The 16,927-nt window shown below is 65.0% G+C and carries 18 protein-coding genes; 7 read left to right on the top strand and 11 right to left on the bottom strand.

Annotation, left to right across the window (positions count from 1 at the left end):
- Positions 1-81: 81 nt before the first annotated feature.
- The 5 genes from GEV01_RS05935 to GEV01_RS05915 are packed head-to-tail and all read right to left on the bottom strand — an operon-like array spanning position 82 to position 4,494.
- Positions 82-1,446, bottom strand: coding sequence for a sulfite reductase subunit alpha (locus GEV01_RS05935; RefSeq protein ID WP_152802597.1), 1,365 nt, complete (start codon positions 1,444-1,446; stop codon positions 82-84).
- Positions 1,443-2,474, bottom strand: coding sequence for an FAD:protein FMN transferase (locus GEV01_RS05930; protein ID WP_152803963.1), 1,032 nt, complete (start codon positions 2,472-2,474; stop codon positions 1,443-1,445). Before GEV01_RS05930 ends, GEV01_RS05935 begins: the two co-directional genes overlap by 4 nt.
- A 7-nt stretch (positions 2,475-2,481) precedes the next feature.
- Positions 2,482-3,303, bottom strand: coding sequence for a DUF4198 domain-containing protein (locus GEV01_RS05925; RefSeq protein ID WP_152802595.1), 822 nt, complete (start codon positions 3,301-3,303; stop codon positions 2,482-2,484).
- A 9-nt stretch (positions 3,304-3,312) separates the two neighbouring features.
- On the bottom strand, positions 3,313-3,828 hold the full coding sequence (locus GEV01_RS05920; RefSeq protein ID WP_008451002.1) for a DUF2271 domain-containing protein: 516 nt from the start codon (positions 3,826-3,828) through the stop codon (positions 3,313-3,315).
- Positions 3,829-3,846: 18 nt separating this feature from the next.
- Positions 3,847-4,494 (bottom strand): PepSY-associated TM helix domain-containing protein, encoded by a 648-nt coding sequence (locus GEV01_RS05915; protein ID WP_152802593.1) that lies wholly within the window; start codon positions 4,492-4,494, stop codon positions 3,847-3,849.
- Between the two features lie 166 nt (positions 4,495-4,660).
- On the opposite strand from GEV01_RS05915, the gene GEV01_RS05910 reads away from it, so the two are divergent.
- Positions 4,661-5,158, top strand: coding sequence for a pyridoxamine 5'-phosphate oxidase family protein (locus GEV01_RS05910; protein WP_152802591.1), 498 nt, complete (start codon positions 4,661-4,663; stop codon positions 5,156-5,158).
- A gap of 37 nt (positions 5,159-5,195) precedes the next feature.
- Here GEV01_RS05910 and GEV01_RS05905 read toward each other — a convergent pair whose 3' ends face one another.
- From GEV01_RS05905 to GEV01_RS05895, 3 genes are all read right to left on the bottom strand, one after another.
- Complete coding sequence (locus GEV01_RS05905) at positions 5,196-5,573, bottom strand: KGG domain-containing protein (RefSeq protein WP_152802589.1); 378 nt, start codon at positions 5,571-5,573, stop codon at positions 5,196-5,198.
- A 167-nt stretch (positions 5,574-5,740) separates the two neighbouring features.
- Positions 5,741-5,947, bottom strand: coding sequence for a hypothetical protein (locus tag GEV01_RS05900; RefSeq protein WP_152802587.1), 207 nt, complete (start codon positions 5,945-5,947; stop codon positions 5,741-5,743).
- 155 nt (positions 5,948-6,102) lie between these two features.
- Positions 6,103-7,056 (bottom strand): aldo/keto reductase, encoded by a 954-nt coding sequence (locus GEV01_RS05895; RefSeq protein WP_152802585.1) that lies wholly within the window; start codon positions 7,054-7,056, stop codon positions 6,103-6,105.
- Positions 7,057-7,144: 88 nt separating this feature from the next.
- Here GEV01_RS05895 and GEV01_RS05890 point away from each other — a divergent pair, with 88 nt between their 5' ends.
- The 4 genes from GEV01_RS05890 (at position 7,145) to GEV01_RS05875 (ending at position 10,131) form a co-directional block, all read left to right on the top strand.
- Entirely contained in the window at positions 7,145-8,026 is an 882-nt protein-coding gene (locus GEV01_RS05890; RefSeq protein ID WP_152802583.1) for a LysR family transcriptional regulator, read from the top strand.
- A gap of 67 nt (positions 8,027-8,093) precedes the next feature.
- Positions 8,094-8,600: a GAF domain-containing protein gene (locus tag GEV01_RS05885; RefSeq protein ID WP_152802581.1), complete on the top strand. Its 507-nt coding sequence runs from the start codon at positions 8,094-8,096 to the stop codon at positions 8,598-8,600.
- A 72-nt stretch (positions 8,601-8,672) separates the two neighbouring features.
- Positions 8,673-9,260, top strand: a complete 588-nt coding sequence (locus tag GEV01_RS05880; protein ID WP_235914257.1) for a TetR/AcrR family transcriptional regulator — start codon at positions 8,673-8,675, stop codon at positions 9,258-9,260.
- Positions 9,253-10,131: an alpha/beta hydrolase family protein gene (locus GEV01_RS05875; protein WP_152802579.1), complete on the top strand. Its 879-nt coding sequence runs from the start codon at positions 9,253-9,255 to the stop codon at positions 10,129-10,131. The genes GEV01_RS05880 and GEV01_RS05875 overlap by 8 nt, the downstream gene beginning before the upstream one ends.
- Here the strand turns inward: GEV01_RS05875 and GEV01_RS05870 are convergent.
- Positions 10,098-10,841 carry a GntR family transcriptional regulator gene (locus GEV01_RS05870; protein ID WP_152802577.1) on the bottom strand — a complete coding sequence of 248 codons (744 nt, stop codon included), beginning with the start codon at positions 10,839-10,841 and terminating at the stop codon, positions 10,098-10,100. The two genes, GEV01_RS05875 and GEV01_RS05870, sit on opposite strands and share 34 nt — an antisense overlap.
- Before the next feature lie 288 nt (positions 10,842-11,129).
- On the opposite strand from GEV01_RS05870, the gene GEV01_RS05865 reads away from it, so the two are divergent.
- The gene (locus GEV01_RS05865) at positions 11,130-13,805 is read left to right on the top strand and encodes a TonB-dependent receptor (protein ID WP_152802575.1); all 2,676 of its coding nucleotides are present in this window, start codon (positions 11,130-11,132) and stop codon (positions 13,803-13,805) included.
- 231 nt (positions 13,806-14,036) lie between these two features.
- Positions 14,037-14,528 (top strand): hypothetical protein, encoded by a 492-nt coding sequence (locus GEV01_RS05860; protein ID WP_152802573.1) that lies wholly within the window; start codon positions 14,037-14,039, stop codon positions 14,526-14,528.
- Positions 14,529-14,846: 318 nt separating this feature from the next.
- Here GEV01_RS05860 and GEV01_RS05855 read toward each other — a convergent pair whose 3' ends face one another.
- Both GEV01_RS05855 and GEV01_RS05850 read right to left on the bottom strand, forming a co-directional pair.
- Complete coding sequence (locus GEV01_RS05855; RefSeq protein ID WP_152803959.1) at positions 14,847-16,070, bottom strand: RNA polymerase sigma factor; 1,224 nt, start codon at positions 16,068-16,070, stop codon at positions 14,847-14,849.
- A 31-nt stretch (positions 16,071-16,101) separates the two neighbouring features.
- Positions 16,102-16,914 (bottom strand): YciI family protein, encoded by an 813-nt coding sequence (locus tag GEV01_RS05850; protein ID WP_152802571.1) that lies wholly within the window; start codon positions 16,912-16,914, stop codon positions 16,102-16,104.
- Positions 16,915-16,927 lie beyond the last annotated feature (13 nt).

The raw sequence follows: 16,927 nt of genomic DNA, 5'->3' as shown, positions 1-16,927 counted from the left end.
ATTTATAATGGATAAAACGTAATATTTTAATACTATCAGAACTTGTGAATTTGCACTGAGTTGGTGCGTTGTAATAAAACATCAATAAACGTCGCGCCGGTAGCGGCCGGCGGCGGCCAGTTGGTTGAGCGCATCGCGGCCCAGCGCGGCGGCCAGGGCGGCGTCGACGCCGGCCGCCATGCCGTCCAGGCTGCCGCACACATAGATGGCGGCGCCGGCCGCGACCCAGGCGCGCACCGTGTCCGCCTGCTCGGCCAGGCGGTCCTGCACGTAGCGCCGCTGCGGCTGGTCGCGCGAGAACACCATGTCCAGTTTTTCCAGCTTGCCGTGCAACTGCCAGGTCGCCAGTTCCTCGCGATAGTGGTAATCGTGAGCTTCATTGCGCTCGCCGAACAGCAGCCAGTTGCGCGCCCTGCCTGCCGCTGTCCGCGCCTTCAGGTGGCCGCGCAGGCCGGCGATGCCGCTGCCGTTGCCGATCAGGATCAGCGGCCGTTGCAGATTGTCTTCCAGCCGGAAACGGCGGTGCTGGCGCAGCCGCAGCTGCACCGTCTGGCCGACCTCGGCCTGCTGCGTCAGCCAGCCCGAGGCGGCGCCGTGGCTGCCGTCCGCATGCGTGTGCAGGCGCACCAGCAGGTGCACGCGACCGTCGGCCGGTATCGAAGCGATCGAGTATTCGCGGGCGCGCTCGGCATCGGACGGCGCGGCGGCCTGCACCAGGTCGCCCGATTCCCAGGCCGGCAGCGCGCCGTCCTGCGGTTCCAGTTCCAGGTGGTAGACCGGGGCGCCGGCGCTGCCCGGATTGAGCAGCACGCGCGCGGCCAGGCGCCACGGCGTGAAGGCCGGTGCGCCCCAGTCCGGCGCATCGCTGGTGCCGGCCAGATGGCTGAGCTGCTGGCGCCAGGCGCCGATGGCCTCGGCCGAACTGCGGTTCACCTCAACGCGGGGAAACAGGCTTTGCGCGCCCTGCTCCTGCAGCCATGCATCCAGCGCGCGGCCGAAGCCGCAGAACTGGGCGTAGGCGCTGTCGCCCAGCGCCAGCACGGCGTAATGCAAGTGCGGCAGCGCCAGGCCCCTGGTCATCAGGCGGCCGGCAAAGGCGGCGGCGGCATCGGGCGCGTCGCCCTCGCCGTAGGTGCTGACCAGGAACAGGATGCGCTCGGCGCGTTGCAGATCCTCGTCCTGCAACGCCGACAGTTCGCTCAGCTGCGCCGGGATGCCGGCCAGCCGCAGCGTCGCCAGCGTTTGTCCGGCCAGCTCCTCGGCGTTGCCGGTCTGGCTGGCGTAGGCGACGATCCAGCCCGGGTTCGCGGCCGCCTCGGCCTTGGCGCGCTGCGCGGCCAGGTGCTTGCGGCGCGTGCGCAGATACGGCGCCAGGCAGACCAGCGCATAGCTCATCGCCAGGCTGGCTACCAGCATCAATCGGGTGGGGTCGTTGGTCCAGATCATTCGTCGAGCATGCTGCGTAAATGGGTACTCATGTGTTCGGTAAAACCGCCGTCGCGATGGCGGGCGACGAAGCGCGCCGCCAGGCCTTGCTGTTCGGCCAGACGCAGGCCGTGCTCGCAGCCCAGCACCGTCAAGGCGGTGGACCAGGCGTCGGCGGCCATGCATTGCGGATGGACCACGGTGACGGAGGCGAGATCATTGGCGATCGGCATGCCATTGCGCGGGTCGATGGTGTGGGAATAGCGCTGGCCGTTCGATTGGAAATAGCGGCGGTAGTCGCCCGAGGTCGCTACCGACAGACCGTGCAGGGCAAGCACCAGTTCATCCAGCGGCGGAGCGGCCTCATCGGCCACCTGCTCCAGCGCCACCCACCACGGCTGGCCGTCCGGCTTGACGCCAGCGCCGCGCAGCTCGCCGCCGACTTCGACCAGGTAGTGCGCATAGCCCTGCGACTTCAAAAAATACGCCAGCCGGTCGACGCTGTAGCCCTTGGCCACGGCCGACAAATCCAGCTGCACGCCGCCCGGCTGCAAGGCGCGGCGGCCGTCGCGCTCCAGCACCACCGGATGCGCGGCCAGCGCTGCGCGCACGGCGGCGATCTGCGCGTCGGCAGGCGGCACGAAATCGGGCTGGTCGAACCTGCCGTGCGGGCCGAAGCCCCACAGGTTCACCAGTTCGCCGGCGCAAGGATCGTAGGCGCCGCCCGAGGCACGCGCCACCTCCATCGCAAACGCCAGCACATCGAAAAACGCCGGCGGCAGCTGACGCCAGCTGCCCGCCTCGGCGCGGTTGAAACGGCCCAGGTCGGAGTCCTGTTCCCAGTGGCTCATCTCGGCCACCACCGCGTCCAGCTGCTGTTGCAGACCTTGCTGCAGACTTTGCTGCAACTCGGCGCAATCGCCGCCAGGCGCGGCCACCAGCCGCACCGACCAGCTGGTGCCCATGCTGCGGCCGCCGAAATCGCGGATCACGCCGTCGGCGGGCGCCGGCTCGTCGGACACCACATGCGGCAACAGGACACGACGCATCACAAACTTACTGCGGCAGGATTTCTACCGTCGCCGCGTAGGTCACGCGACGCGGCGCCATCTGCGGCGGCTGGCCCGGCACCTGCGGCGCGGCGGCCGGCCAGGCGCTGCTGACCAGATACATGCCCGCAGCCGGCAGCTCGAACGTCGCTTCGCCGTTGGCGTCGGTGTTCTTGCGGATCTCGCCCAGCGTGCCGCGATAGCGCACGCCGCCCGGGATCAGGCTGAAGCCCTGGTTGGCCGCAGGCTTGCCGTCCAACAGGAAGCGCCAGGTAGCCTTCTCGCCCGCACGCATATCGTTGGGATGCGTCACCGGCACCAGCTCCAGGCCGACGCCGGTCGGCTTGAACACCGCCATGTCCGGCGTGCCGGTCGAAACGAAAGTCTCCAGCCGGCCCTGCGTGCGCGTCAGCTTGACATCGGTGGCGTCGGCCGGCACATCCTTGGCCAGCGATTCCTCGGTGCCGCGGAAGCGCTTCATCTCGCCGGCCTTGTCCTTGTAGCTGCCCATCACGCTCTGCGACACCAGCGCGATGCGGTAAGTGCCCGGCTTCGGCAGCTTGACGTCGAAGGTGTTGCGCAGCTTGCCGTTGCCGACGTTTTCCATGGCCAGCTTGCCGCCGTCCGGGCCGGTGATGACGATGCCGTCCAGCTTCAGCGGCTGGTGATCGATATCGAACAGACCTTCGGAAATGGCGGCATCCACGGTCACCCAGGCTTCCTTGCCTTCGACAATGGTCGACGACGGCAGCAGCCACGGCTTGTGCGCCTGCGCGCTCAGGGACAGGCCGGCCAGCGCCAAGGCGATAAACGATTTATACAGTTTCATGGACAAGCCTTAAGGTTTGAGTTGGACTACCACGGCGCCCAGCTCTTCCTTGCCCTGGCCGCTCACGTTCTGCGCCGACTTCGGCGGCCATTGCAGCGGCACCTTGACCGCTTCGCGGCCGCCGGCTTCGCGCGCGGCTTCCACCACCAGCGTGTACTGGCCGGCCGGCAGCTTGTCCAGCGTGGCTTTCGCGCCCGGGAAGCTCAGCGACTGTTCGCCCGGCGCCTTGGTCGCGCCGCTCACGCCATCCATCGGCATTTCCAGATCGCGGCCACTCTTGCGCCACCATTGGCGGATGTCCTTAAGCCACTTGGTGCCGGCGTTGTCCTTCTTCTTGGTGTCGTACAGCACGGCCAGGTTGGCCACCACTTTCTGGTCTGCGTTTTCCAGCCAGGCCGCGATGTAGGGGCGGTGGTACTCCGCCACGTTCAGTTGCGGCACTTCGAGTTTGAGGGCCAGATCGGCGCCCATGGCCGAGGCACTGGCCAGAGGCAGGCTGAGTGCGATGGAATAGCGTAGTTTCATGGAGTACCTGTCGTGAGATTAATGAATGAACAGCAGTGCGATGACAAACGGAATCAGGACGCCCAGGCCCACCATCGGCCAGGTGAACGGGCGGTTGGCCGCGTGGAATTTCAGGATCAGCAGGCCGGTGATGCAGAACACCAGGCAGGCGCCGGCGAAGATATCGATGAACCAGTTCCAGGCCGTGCCGGTGTTGCGGCCCTTGTGCACGTCGTTGAGCCAGGAGACCCAGCCGCGGTCGGTGTTTTCGAATTCGGCAGCGCCGTCTTCCAGCGCGATGCGCACCCAGGCGTCGCCGCCGGCCTTGGGCAGCGGCAGGTAGACTTCATCGGCGGCCCACTCGGCGGCGCGGCCGCCGGCCTGTACCTTCCAGGTGGCGAGCAGCCATTGCTCGGCGGCGGCCGGCAGCGGCTGCTTGTCGCCGTCGTGCTCGGAGGCGTAGGCGCGCAGCTGCGCCGTCAGCGTGGCCGGCACGATGGCCTGCTGGCGCACGACGGCCGGCTTGGCCTCGATCTGCGACGAGTGGTTCAGGGTGATGCCGGTGATGCTGAACAAGAACATGCCCATCAGGCACATCGCCGAACTGACCCAGTGCCATTGGTGCAGATGCTTGAGCCAAACGGCACGGCTGGCGTTGCGGGTGGAGGCTGCGGCTTGGGCGCTCAAGGGCTTTCCTTCAATGGGATAAACGCAGATGATAATGATTATCATTTGCGAAGTCAATCGCCATCGTGTATCGACAATGTAAATCTGGGTGAAGTCGCGCACGGTGAGCGCGGCGCAGGCGGGTTAAGCTGGGGCTGACCGTCCACGACCATCATGGAGGCGCATCATGCCGCTCTATACTCAGGAACAAATCAACACCCTCGCCGCCAAGATCAAGGATGTGCGCTTCGGCATGTTCACCACGGCTGGCGAAGACGAACAGATCAGCAGCCGTCCGCTGACCGCGCAGCAGATCGACAACGAAGGCAATCTATGGTTTTTCACGTCCGACGAAGCCGACTTCGCGGGCGACCTGGAGCGCCATCCCGGCGTCAATGTCAGTTTTTCCAACCCGGCCGAGAGCCTGTACCTGTCGGTGGCCGGTCGGGCCTATCTGCTGAAGGACAGGGCCAAGGCGCGCGAGCTATGGAACCCGATGGTGCGCGGCTGGTTCCCCGGCGGGCTGGACGATCCGCACCTCGCCTTGATCCGGGTACGCATCCAGAGCGCCGAGTACTGGGATGCGGGCGCAGGCAGGATGAAGCAGCTGTTCCAGCTGGCCAGGGCCGCCCTCAGCGGCCGCGCGCCGACGCAGCCCGGGCGCCACACGACGATCTGCCTGTAAAAAAAGGGGCAGCTGAACTGCCCCGTCATGCTATCGATCAGGATTTGGAGCTGCCGCCGGACGACCCCGAACGGCTGGAACCGCTGCGGCCGCTTCGGCTATTGTCATCCTCATCCTCGTCGTTGCGGCCCTTGCTGCCGCTGCCGCTGCCTTGCGATGCGCTGCTGCCGGTGCTGCCCTGGCTGCTGCGGGCATCGTTCTTATGGCTCATGCTGCCTGCGCGGCGCGCTTCCTCGGATGTGAATTCGTGCGCCGTGCCTTTCTCGTGAGCCGCGCGACCGCCTTCGGCCGCGATCTCACGTTGCTGTGCCGGGTCCATCGAAGCGAAACCGCGCTTGCTGGTGTCCTTCTGCTGGCTGCCGGATTTGTCGCCTTGCTTGCTGCCTTGATCCCCGCCCTGGTTGGAAGTGGCCATGATTGCCTCCTGTCGTTGCCTACCGCTGACTGATCCTGCTTGCTGCACAGGAGCAGTCATCGTAGTGCACGACCCAGCCGCACAATATAGGACGCAGACAGCCAACCACGTAGGATCATTCCGGGTACCGGTTGGTCGGCTAACCGAATGTCTCTTACATTTTTCACTCAGACGGATTCGATGTAGTCCGCCATGAAACCGATGTTGTCGTTCACCTCCTGATTGATGATGATGTGCTCCTCGCCCACCATTAGCATGGCGCCCATTTCCGGCGACAAGCGCGGCGGTCCGCACGGCGCGGCTTTCTCTTCCCTGGACGATATTCCCTGTTTTCCCTGACGCGGTAGGACGGCGTTCTTTTTTCTGGTCGACATATGTAATCCGTTTTAAGTGGTCAACAAAACGCCACGTCCACAGGCCGCAGCGCACCGACTCCAGAGTATCGCGGGCGGCGCGCGCACGCCATCGGAGGCTGCCTACAACTATCGTAGGAGTGTCACGGAAAACGGCTAGGAGTCGCCAGGAGTCGTTAAGAGTTGAGTCCTTTCATGCCTTCGAGCGGATAGCGTTCGCCGACGGCCATGCCGGGCGGCAGCGCGGCGCCGATGCGCGCCAGTTCTTCGCCACTGAGCTGCACGCGCAGCGCGCCCAGGTTCTCCAGCAAATACGGGATGCGCTTGGTGCCGGGGATGGGCACGATATCGTCGCCCTGCGCCAGCAGCCAGGCCAGCGCCAGTTGCGCCGGGGTGCAACCCTTGCCGGCGGCGATCTCGCGCACGATGTCGACGATGCGCTGGTTGGCGGCCAGGTTGTCCCCGGCGAAGCGCGGACTGAACTTGCGGAAATCGCCCTCTTCCAGCGGCATCACCTTGCCCGTCAAGAAGCCGCGGCCCAGCGGGCTGTAGGCGCAGAACACGGCGCCCACTTCGCGGCAGGCTTCCAGCACGCCATCCTCCGGGTCGCGCGTCCACAGCGAGTACTCGCTTTGCACGGCCGCCACCGGATGCACGGCGGCGGCGCGGCGCAAGGTGGCGGGCGACACTTCGCTCAGGCCGATGCCGCCGATCTTGCCCTCGCGGACCAGTTGCGCCAGCGCCTCCATCGACACTTCCAGCGGCGTCTCCGCCAGGTTCAAACGGTGTATATAGTATAAATCGATATGCTCGACGTTCAGCCGGCGCAGCGAGGCCTCGCACGCTTCGCGGATGTAGGCCGGCGAATTGTCGACGCGGCGCTCGTAGCTGCCGGCCTTGCGCACCAGGCCGAACTTGGTGGCCAGCGTGACATGCTCGCGCTTGCCGCGCAGGAAGCGGCCCACCAGCTCTTCATTGTGGCCGGCGCCGTAGGAATCGGCCGTGTCGTACAGCGTGACGCCCGCCTCGTAGGCCGCCTCCAGCGTCGCCAGCGATTGCGCGTCGTCGGTGGAACCGTAGAACTCCGACATGCCCATGCAGCCCAAGCCAATACCCGATAATTTTTTCATGCTGACCTCCTTGTTTGTCGATGCAGGCGAGTCTAGCCAGCATGGGCGGCGCGCGGAATGTGCAAAATCGTGATACCTTTTCGGTATCATGAGAAAACTCGACACCCACGCACTGGAGATCTTCGTCGCCGTCGCCCAATGCCTGAACTTCCGCCAGGCCGCCGAGCAGCTGCACATGACGCAACCGCCGCTGAGCCGCGCCGTGCGGCAGCTGGAGGAACGGCTGGGCGTGCGCCTGTTCGAGCGCGACACCCAGCACGTCGCGCTGACGCCGGCCGCCACCGAGCTGCTGCCGCGCGCGCTGCGCATCCTGGCGCTGCTGGAGCAGGCCGAGCAGGCGCTGCAGACACGCCAGCCGGCCACGCGGCTGCGGCTGGGCATGACGTCGTCGATGGAGTCCGACCTGTTCCGCGCCTTCACCGACGGCGTGACGGCCACGCTGGACGGCGCCCCGCTCGACACCGTGTTCGACGCCTCGCCGCGCCTGGTGGCCCGCCTGCGCGCGCGGCGGCTGGACGCGGCCATCATCGCGCTGCCGACCAAGACCTTCGACCTGCCCGTGCTCCAGCTGGGCAAGCAGCCGACGCTGGTCGCGCTGGCCAGCCGCCATCCGCTGGCCAAACGCCGCAGCCTGTCGCTGGCCGACCTGCAAGACCAGCCGGTGTACTGGTTCGAACGCGCGCGCCAGCCGGCCTTCTTCGACCACAGCCATGCCGTGTTCCGCCGCCACGGTTTCGCGCCGCGCTTCCTGCTGGAGCCGCACGACCATCATGTGCTGCTCAGCGATGTCGCGGCCGGCAAGGGCATGGCGCTGTTGCCGGCCTCGTTCGCGGCGATCAGCCGCAGCGGCGTGTCCTACCGCAAGCTGAAGGAAGGCGACGAACTGGCGGCCGGCCTGGGCCTGATCGTCGCCGACGGCCATCCCGCCACCGCCCTGCTGCGGCGCCTGGCCACCGAGACGCTGGGCTGATCCGCAGCGCGCCGCTGCGGAAACGGCTACCATATCGTCCTCGGCATATTTTTCTTAGAAGAACATCATGACTTTCACCCTCAGCGACACCGCCTACGGCACCGACACTCCCGCCGCCAAGCTCGCCATGTTCGACGACCTGCGCTCGCAACTGACCGGCCTGGTGCACGGCGAGCGCGACCTGATCGCCAACACCGCCAACTTCAGCTCGCTGGTCTTCAACAGCATGCCGGGCTTGAACTGGGCCGGCTTCTACTTCCTCAAGGGCGACGAGCTGGTACTGGGGCCGTTCCAGGGCAAGCCGGCCTGCATCCGCATCAAGAAGGGGCGCGGCGTCTGCGGCACCACCGTGGTGGAAGGCAAGTCCATCGTCGTGCCGGACGTGCATGAATTCCCTGGCCACATCGCCTGCGACGTCAACTCCCGCTCGGAGCTGGTGGTGCCGGTGCGCGGCGCCGGCGGCGAGATCGTCGGCGTGTTCGACCTCGACAGCCCGCTGCCGAACCGCTTCGACCAGACCGACGCCGACGGCATCGAGATGCTGGTCAAGATCCTCGAAGCCACGCTGGCTTAAAAAACATGGTCCCGGCGCGCCGGGACTATTTTTTCGCTTGCCAACAGACCGACCGGTCTGTACAGTAAACCCATGACCACCCCACCTACCCGGGACCGCCTTATCCGCGCCATGGGCGACGCGCTGCAACGCAAGGGCTTGCACGGCGTCGGCCTGAGCGAGATCCTGGCCGCCGCCGACACGCCCAAGGGCGGCCTCTACCACCACTTCCCCGGCGGTAAAACCGAACTGGCCGTGGCCGCCATCGAACAGCAGGTGGCCGAACTGTGCGCCCTGCTCGACAAGCTGCTGCCCACCGCGTCCGACCCGGTGGCCGCACTGGAACTATGGACCGCCCGCGCCCAACAACTGCTGGCCGCCAGCGGTTTCCAGCGCGGCTGCCCGCTGGCCACGGTGGCGCTGGAATCGGAAGTGGACGACATCGCCATCCGCAAGGCGCTGGCCGACGGCTTTGCCGCCATCCGCGAACGACTGGCGCAGGCCTTCCAGGCGTCGGGGAAAATCGCCAACGCCGCCGGCCTGGCCGCGCTGATCGTGGCCGCCTACGAAGGCGCGCTGCTGCAAGCCCGCGTGGCCGGCAGCGTGGCGCCGATGGAACTGGTCAGCGCCACCCTGTTCCCGCTGCTGCGCACCCAACTTCAAGGAAACGCCCATGACTAAGCAGCTCACCCTGACAGCGGCCGACGGCTACCCGGTCGTCGCCACGCTCTACCCGGCCGCCGGCGCGGCGCAGGCGCAGCTGATCGTCGCCAGCGCCACCGGCGTACCGCAGGGCTACTACCGCCGCTTCGCCGAATTCGCCGCCGCGCGCGGCTACCGCGTGCTGACGCTGGATTATCGCGGCATCGGCCTGTCCAGCCCGGCAACACTGAAGGGCTTCGAAGTGGACTTCCTGGACTGGGGCCGGCTCGACTTGGCCGCCGCCGTCGACTACATGGCCGACGAGCCGCTGCCCTTGCTGATGATCGGCCATTCCTACGGCGGCCACGCGCTCGGCCTGCTGCCCAACCAGCACAAGATCGCCGCCTGCTACCTGTTCGGCACCAGCGCCGGCTGGCACGGCTGGATGCCGCCGCTGGAACGCATCAAGGTCTGGATCACCTGGCACATCGCCGGCCCGCTGCTGACGCGCTGGCATGGCTACCTGGCCTGGAGCAAGCTGGGCATGGGAGAGGATTTGCCGCTGTCCATCTACCGCCAGTGGAAGCGCTGGTGCGGCTACCCGCGCTACTTCTTCGACGATCCAAGGATGGGCGACATCCGCAGCAGCTACGACCGCGTGCGCATGCCGGTGATGGCGGTCAACGCGCTGGACGATCTGTGGGCGCCGCCGGCCTCGCGCGACGCCTTCATGGCCGGCTACCGCAACGCCAGCGTCACCACCGCCGACATCGATCCGGCCCGCGCCGGCATCGGCGCCATCGGCCACATGGGCTACTTCCGGGCCAGCGCCCAGCCGCTGTGGGAAGACGCGCTGGGCTGGCTGCAGCTGCAGCTTCAGACCGAGCTGAGCTCCGCCACGAAATCGTAGGCGTCGCCGCGGAAGTACGAGCGGCAAAATTCCACCACCCGGCCGTCGGACAGGAAACCCAAACGTTCGACGGCCAGTCCCGCATCCGCCTCCTTCGCGTCCAGCAGCCGCGCCTGCTCCGCGCTCAGCAGCAGCGCCGACAGCCGCTGCAAGGCCCGCACCGGCCGGTTGCCGTAGCGGTTCAGCGCTTCATACATCGATTTATCCACCGACTCCATCGACGGCAGGTAGCAGCCGGGCACGGTCGCGTACTCCACGCACATCGGCGTGTCGTCGGCAAAGCGGATGCGGTGGAAACGGTAGACCTGCTCGCCCGGACTCAGGCGCAGCCGCACCGCCTCCTCGCTGGTGGCGATGCCGACCGCGCGGTGCACCCAGGTGCTGCTGGGCCGGCGGCCGCGCGCGCGCATGTCCTCGGAAAATGACGTGAGCTTGGAAAAATTCTGCTCGATGCGGGTGTGGTTGATGAAGTTGCCGGAACCGGGACGCCGCACCAGCAAGCCCTCCGCCACCAGGCCGTCGAGCGCCTTGCGCACCGTCAGGCGCGACACGTTCAGGTCGGTGGCCAGCTTGCGTTCCGGCGGCAGGGCGTCGTCCGGCAGCAGCACGCGCTGGGCGATGGCCTCGCGCAAGGCCCGCTGCAACTGGTGATACAGCGGCAGGCTGCTGCTCTCGCTGAGCACTTGCATGATGTTGGTTAGCGTCACCATTTGATTCCCTCTACCCACAAACAAGTACCAATTTAGTACCAAAATATTGCAGAAACATTGGTGTATTTTTAATTTTTTGCACCAACAAGGGGAATACTAAGCCATTTTTTGTCTAAAAAGCACCACAATCACAATTATTTTGTAACTGGTAGCGCTTTGGTATCATTGTTTACAGTATATTGGCATCGAACTGGTTTTGTTGTTTGGTTTGCAAGGGGGAATCTTGCGAAAGATTCATCATCACAAGAAGTGAACAGGCTCAAGCTAGGGCCATATTGGAGATTGGCAATGAAGTTTCAACAGCACGCAGCAACTACTATGACGCCGGCCCGTGCCGGCCTGACCCCGATCGCAGCCGCGGTCGGTTTGATGATCGCCAGCGCCGTGTTTGCGGCGCCGGCCATGGCGCAACAGGCGACGCAACCTGAAGAAACGCCAACCATCGTGACCGTTTCGGGCGTACGCGCCGCCCTGGAACAGTCGCTGAAACAAAAACGCAATGCCGACTCGGTGGTCGAAGTCGTCACCGCCGAAGACATCGGCAAGATGCCGGACAAGAACGTCGCCGACGCCATCCAGCGCCTGCCGGGCGTCAACATCCAGTCCTCCGCCGGCGGCGAAGGCGGCTTCGGCGAGAACGACCGCGTCAGCCTGCGCGGCACCAGCCCTTCCCTGCAGCAAACCCTGTTCAACGGCCACGCCATCAGCACCGGCGACTGGTTCGTGCTGAACCAATTCGGCGGCAACGTCGGCCGTTCCAGCAGCTTCTCGCTGCTGCCGTCCGAACTGGTCAGCTCCATCGTCGTGCATAAATCGCAGACCGCCGACCTGGTCGAAGGCGGCGTCTCCGGCGCCATCGACGTCATCACCCGCCGTCCGCTGGAATTCAAGAAAGCGCTGACGCTGGAAGCGTCGGTACAGGCCGTGTACAACGATCTGGCCAAGAAGACCGAGCCGCAGTTCTCCGGCCTGTTCAACTGGAAAAACGACACCAACACCGCCGGCGTGCTGGTGCAAGCCTTCTCGGAAAAAACCACGGTGCGCCGCGATGGCCAGGAAGTGCTGGGCTATGTGACGATCGGCAAGAACAGCGCGGCCGCCAAGGCCAATCCGTCGCTGGCCGGCCTGTACGTGCCGACCTTCATCGGCGCATCGCTGTTCGAGCAAAAGAAAAAACGCGAAGGCGGCGCCTTCGACGTGGAAATCAAACCGAGCAAGGAACTGACGCTGGACCTGAACGGCTTCTACTCCAAGCTGAGCGCTCCGCACCAGAACACCAACTGGCTGGCGGCGCCCGGCAACTCGTTCAACCGCGACAACCTGGTGCCGACCGCCTTCACCACCAAGGGCGGCACCGTCACCGCCGCCAGCTTCGCCACCAACTCGGGCGAGGTCGACAACATCTACCGTCCGGATGCGGGCGGCGAAGCCTACTACGTCGACTTCAACTTCAAGTACCGCGCCACGCAAGACCTGACCCTGAGCGGCAAGGCCGGCATGACCCACGGCGAAGGCTGGGACCACGGCGACGTCTACTACCAGAACAACGTCAGCGGCGGCATGAACTACCAGCTGAACGGCTTGAGCCCGGCCACCGTCTCCTACCCCGGCGGCGTAACCACCACGCCTGGCAGCACGGCCTGGGCCGGCGGCGGCGAATCGCAGTCGATCGACAAGGAACACTACGCCCAGCTGGACGGCGACCTGCGCATCAGCCAGGGCGTGTTCGACTCGGTCAAGTTCGGCGTGCGCCTGACCGACCACAAACGCAGCGCCGAGCACCCGCTGGAATCCCGACTGGGTCCGCTGGGCGCCACCAATCCGGGCCCGGCATGGAGCGGCCAGCAGTATCCGAGCGACTTCGCCTCCAACCTGGGCGGCGGCCTGTCGTCGTCCTACTTCCGCTATGACGGCGCGGCGCTGGGCGCATGGGGCGCGGTACCGGGCAACCGCGTGATCGACTTCGTCCTGCGCCACAACTGGCAGGACGAGTTCAAGGTCAACGAGAAGACCACCGCGGTGTACGGCATGGCCAACCTGGCTGGCGACAGCTGGAGCGGCAACGTCGGCCTGCGCGGCGTGCGCACCAAGCAGACCTCGATCGTCAACCTGTCCGGCGGCACCAACCCGATCAAAGGCTCGGCCTTCGGCGACTACACCCCGACCACGTTCGAACGCACCTACAACGACGTTCTGCCTAGCGCCAACATCAAGTACGACGTGAACAAAGACCTGGTGGTACGTGGTGCGTTGTCGCGGGCGATCTCGCGTCCCGACTACAGCGCGCTGGGCGGCTCGGTATCGCTGAACGACGACGCGCTCAGCGCCACCGGCGGCAACGTCAAGCTCGATCCGGTACGTTCCAACAACGCGGAAGTCAGCGCCGAGTGGTACTTCGCGCCGAAATCCTCGCTGTCGGCAGGCCTGTTCTACATGGATCTGGTGTCGGTGGTGGCGCAGGGTGGCAGCGTGGGCACCTTCTTCAACAACAAGCAAAACAAGATGACGGAGTACCAGATCACTTCGCCATTCAACACCAGCGGCAAGAACAAGGGCGTGGAGCTGAGCTACCAGCAGCCGCTGTTCAACAGCTTCGGCGTGCTGGCCAACTACACCTACGCGGATGGCAAGCTGGCCGACGGTTCCGAGCTGCTGAACTCGTCGAAGAGCACCTACAACATCACCGGCTTCTATGAGGATGCGAAGTTCAGTGCGCGCCTGGCTTACAACTACCGCTCCAGCTACAAGGCCGGCGTGGACCGTGGCGCCAGCCAGCACGTGAAGGGCGCGGGCAACCTGGCCGCTTCGTTGAACTACAAGATCAACGAGCAGCTGACCGTCACCTTCGATGCGCTGAACCTGACCAACACCACCATCAAGATGTATGCGGAAACGCCTGACCAGCCGCGCGCGTTCTACTCGAACGGCCGCACCTTCTACCTGGGTCTGCGCGCCAAGCTGTAATGGGTAGTTTGAAGTTGTAAAGAGGTTGTTGTAAGAGTCTGTTGTACCAAGGTTTGCTGGCCCTTAACTCCCGTGGGGGCCAGCTTTTTTTATGCGAATAGACCCAACTAATTGCCATTTTTTCAATAAATCCAGCATGGCACTCAATATTGTGACCTCCCTCACACGCGAATTTGCTCCAGTACCCTATACTTACCCAAATACCTACTGGAACTCCGTTAGGAGGTCAAAATGTCAGCAACTGAATTACGGAAGCTAGGCGCATTGGGGCGCCAAGTCATAAATGCCATCCCCCAAGCTCGAGATCTTAGTCTCCTCGGAAAAATCGATGAAACTGTGGATGCGCTCGCGGATAAAACCGTGAAGTTTCAAGCTATGGCGTTGGCGATGGATCATTACATCCAAACTCTGCAAAAGACTGTATTTCCCACGACGAAGGGACTGAATGAACTGGAGTCCGTCTTCTCAAAGTCTGCGGCACTCGCCGATGAATACTACGGACTTTTGGTCGTAAAGCGCCAGTGCGCTATCGATGACTGTCGCCTTACTGAAGAGGATGGCATCGTCGCGTCGTACGATGCACTACTGGATCAAGTTGCAGCGTTCCACAACAACCTGAACACATTAGCCTGGATTGTTGGCGAGCACATCGCGGAGGCAGAAGAGGTTGTGCCTGGTTCGTTCGCGAACGTTGACGAGCTCTTCAAGGCAATAGGTGTGTAATTGCGATGCCGCATTCTGATCACGTCAATAAAATTCCATCCAAAGTTCGCGAGGGATCTTAAAGCGCTTCCGGTTGATATTCAGAAGGAAGTGAAGGAAGCGGTGAGAGACCTTCAAAAAGACCCTATCCCCACGATGCGGCGACTCCATCCGCTTTCTGGATTCAAGAATCCAAAGGTGTACACGATCGACGTATTTTCAAATCACTCCCACAAAATTTCCCTTGAGATCGACGGAGAGGTGGCGACTCTAAGACGGATAGGCACCCATAAAATGATAGATCGAAACCCTACGTAAGCCCGCACTACGCGGGCTTTTTTATTGCGCGGCGGCGCGCGCCAGCAGCAGGGTGCGTTCGCGCTCGTTCTGCGTCAACTGCGCCGCGCGTTCGAATTCGAGGCGGGCCTCGCCGTGCCGTCCCAGCTTGGCCAGGAAATCGCCGCGCACGCTGGGCAGCAGATGGTAGTGCTTCAGCGCCGCCACCTCCATCAAGCCATCCACCACTTCCAATCCCGCCGCCGGCCCGAAGGCCATGGACAGCGCCACCGCGCGGTTCAACTCCACCACCGGCGACGGCGCCAGCTGCGACAAGGCGTCGTACAGCGCGGCGATGCGCTGCCAGTCGGTATCGGCGGCGCGCAGCGCGCGCGCATGGCAGGCCGCGATGGCCGCCTGCACGCCGTAGGAACCGAGGCCGCGCCCGGTCTGCTCGGCGCGCGCCAATGCCGCCAGGCCGCGCCGTATCAGTAGCTGGTCCCAGCGCGAACGGTCCTGCTCCAGCAGCAGGATAGGTTCGCCGCCCGGGCCGACGCGGGCGCGGGCGCGCGACGACTGGATCTCCATCAGCGCCACCAGGCCGTGCACTTCCGCCTCGTCCGGCGCCAGCTCGGCCAGGATGCGGCCCAGCCGCAGCGCTTCCTCGCACAGGGCCGGCCGCATCCAGTCGGCGCCGGCGCTGGCGGAATAGCCTTCGTTGTAGATCAGGTAGATCACTTGCAGCACCGACGCCAGCCGCTCGACCAGCTCGTGCGCGCGCGGCGCTTCGAACGGCACCTTGGCCTCGGCCAGCGTGCGCTTGGCGCGCACGATGCGCTGCGCCACCGTCGCCTCCGGCACCAGGAAGGCGCGGGCGATTTCCTCGGTGCTCAAGCCGCCCAGCAGGCGCAGCGTCAGCGCCACGCGGCCGTCGGTGGGCAGCACCGGGTGGCAGGCCACGAACACCAGCCGCAGCAGGTCGTCGCCGATATCGTTTTCCAGCGCATCGGCCACGGCGGCGTCGAGGTTGGGCGCGGCGTCCTGCAGCACGCCTTCGATTTCGTAGGTGAGCTCCGCTTCTTTTTCCTGATGCATCTGGCGGCGGCGCAGCACATCCAGCGCGCGGTTCTTGGCGACCGTGGTCAGCCACGCGGCCGGCTGGTCGGGCACGCCGCTTTCGGGCCAGCGCTCCAGCGCCAGCACCAGCGCATCCTGCGCCAGCTCCTCGGCCTGGCCGACATCGCGCAACATGCGCGCCAGAACGGCGATGATCTTGGCGGACTCCATCCGCCACACCGCCTCGACGATTTTGTGGATCTTATCCGCCACGGGCTTTTTTCTTGAACGCTTCGCGCAGCTCCGTTTCCAGCAGCTCGGCGCGCAGGCGCTCTTCGGCGGCGCGCATTTCCGGCGTAAATTCCTGGTGGGCGATGCGCTCGCAGGCTTCGCGTATCTCCAGCGTCAGGTCGCCGTCGCCGGGATAGGGGTAGACCTTGGCCCAGGCGATGGCCTCCTCCATCGACGCCGCCTGCACCATCCAGTAGCCGGCGATCAGTTCCTTCACTTCGGTGAACGGACCGTCGACCACCGAGGTTTTCGAATTGGCGAAATGGACGCGCGTGGCCGTGGCGGTGGCCTTGAGGCCTTCGCCCGCCAGCAGCACGCCCTGCCGCACGCCGTCCTCGTTGTAGGCGTTCATACGATCGATGACTTCCGGCGGCGGCACCAGGTCGGCCTCGGCGCCGGCGTCGGAGCGGATGAAGATGACGTAGCGCGTCAAGGCCTCGTCACGGCGCGGGACGTTGCCCTCCACCGTGCCGCGCTCGTCGAAGCCGTGGCAATTGCCGGCACAGCCGGCGTCGCGGATTTCATACACTGCGCCGCTGTCGAACAAGGGCCACCAGCGCACCTGCTCGATCGCATCCTCTTTCGATGCCGCCTCGATCAGCGTGAAGCCGGCCACCAGTTCCCTGGGCGCGAACGGCCCGTGCAGCTGGCTCCACTCGCCGCCGCGGCGCAACAGGCGCACCGCCTCGGTGCTGGGCTTGAGAAAAGTTCCCGGCTCCAGCGCCGGCGGCTGTTGGCCGCGTTCGGTGCTCTGGTTGGCGCGGCGCAGTATCATGAATTCCATCGCATGCTCCTTT

The sequence above is a fragment of the Rugamonas rivuli genome (assembly GCF_009380165.1).
Classification (GTDB): Bacteria; Pseudomonadota; Gammaproteobacteria; order Burkholderiales; family Burkholderiaceae_D; genus Rugamonas; species Rugamonas rivuli.
Note: the sequence above shows the minus strand (reverse complement) of the source record. Positions and strands in the feature narration are given on the sequence as shown.

Excerpts from the sequence above, each read along its gene's own strand:
- GEV01_RS05935 (WP_152802597.1), bottom strand. The coding sequence starts at position 1,446 with ATGATCTGGACCAACGACCCCACCCGATTGATGCTGGTAGCCAGCCTG.
- GEV01_RS05930 (WP_152803963.1), bottom strand. The coding sequence starts at position 2,474 with ATGCGTCGTGTCCTGTTGCCGCATGTGGTGTCCGACGAGCCGGCGCCC.
- GEV01_RS05925 (WP_152802595.1), bottom strand. The coding sequence starts at position 3,303 with ATGAAACTGTATAAATCGTTTATCGCCTTGGCGCTGGCCGGCCTGTCC.
- GEV01_RS05920 (WP_008451002.1), bottom strand. The coding sequence starts at position 3,828 with ATGAAACTACGCTATTCCATCGCACTCAGCCTGCCTCTGGCCAGTGCC.
- GEV01_RS05910 (WP_152802591.1), top strand. The coding sequence starts at position 4,661 with ATGCCGCTCTATACTCAGGAACAAATCAACACCCTCGCCGCCAAGATC.
- GEV01_RS05905 (WP_152802589.1), bottom strand. The coding sequence starts at position 5,573 with ATGGCCACTTCCAACCAGGGCGGGGATCAAGGCAGCAAGCAAGGCGAC.
- GEV01_RS05900 (WP_152802587.1), bottom strand. The coding sequence starts at position 5,947 with ATGTCGACCAGAAAAAAGAACGCCGTCCTACCGCGTCAGGGAAAACAG.
- GEV01_RS05895 (WP_152802585.1), bottom strand. The coding sequence starts at position 7,056 with ATGAAAAAATTATCGGGTATTGGCTTGGGCTGCATGGGCATGTCGGAG.
- GEV01_RS05890 (WP_152802583.1), top strand. The coding sequence starts at position 7,145 with ATGAGAAAACTCGACACCCACGCACTGGAGATCTTCGTCGCCGTCGCC.
- GEV01_RS05885 (WP_152802581.1), top strand. The coding sequence starts at position 8,094 with ATGACTTTCACCCTCAGCGACACCGCCTACGGCACCGACACTCCCGCC.
- GEV01_RS05880 (WP_235914257.1), top strand. The coding sequence starts at position 8,673 with ATGACCACCCCACCTACCCGGGACCGCCTTATCCGCGCCATGGGCGAC.
- GEV01_RS05875 (WP_152802579.1), top strand. The coding sequence starts at position 9,253 with ATGACTAAGCAGCTCACCCTGACAGCGGCCGACGGCTACCCGGTCGTC.
- GEV01_RS05870 (WP_152802577.1), bottom strand. The coding sequence starts at position 10,841 with ATGGTGACGCTAACCAACATCATGCAAGTGCTCAGCGAGAGCAGCAGC.
- GEV01_RS05865 (WP_152802575.1), top strand. The coding sequence starts at position 11,130 with ATGAAGTTTCAACAGCACGCAGCAACTACTATGACGCCGGCCCGTGCC.
- GEV01_RS05860 (WP_152802573.1), top strand. The coding sequence starts at position 14,037 with ATGTCAGCAACTGAATTACGGAAGCTAGGCGCATTGGGGCGCCAAGTC.
- GEV01_RS05855 (WP_152803959.1), bottom strand. The coding sequence starts at position 16,070 with ATGGAGTCCGCCAAGATCATCGCCGTTCTGGCGCGCATGTTGCGCGAT.
- GEV01_RS05850 (WP_152802571.1), bottom strand. The coding sequence starts at position 16,914 with ATGGAATTCATGATACTGCGCCGCGCCAACCAGAGCACCGAACGCGGC.